Origin of the sequence: Tritonibacter sp. SIMBA_163, assembly GCF_046535935.1 — a bacterium.
GTDB classification, from domain to species: Bacteria; Pseudomonadota; Alphaproteobacteria; order Rhodobacterales; family Rhodobacteraceae; genus Epibacterium; species Epibacterium scottomollicae.
In genome coordinates, this window is sequence record NZ_JAWJBP010001445.1 from 1 (window position 1) to 232 (window position 232).

1 protein-coding gene is annotated in these 232 nt (G+C 57.3%); it reads right to left on the reverse strand.

Features of this window, described 5'->3' with window-relative positions:
• Positions 1-26 precede the first annotated feature (26 nt).
• The coding region (locus tag R0J92_RS27080; protein ID WP_411053956.1) for a hypothetical protein at positions 27-232 on the reverse strand (206 nt) is incomplete at its 5' end.

Genomic DNA, 232 nt, shown 5'->3' on the forward strand with positions numbered 1-232 from the left:
CTAATACCGTGCGCCTGGAGCTTGCCTTACTTGGACACCTTTACACCGTTGCCATACAGGAGTGGGGGCTGGGACTTACCTATAATCCCGTCCAGAACATTCGCAAGCCTAGCCCAGGAGAAGGGCGTAACCGCCGCCTGAGTTCTGACGAGGAAAAGCGGCTGTTCGCTGTTCTGCGGCAGCATAGCAACCCAATGCTCGCTTGGATCGCCAGAGTAGCCCTGGAAACGGG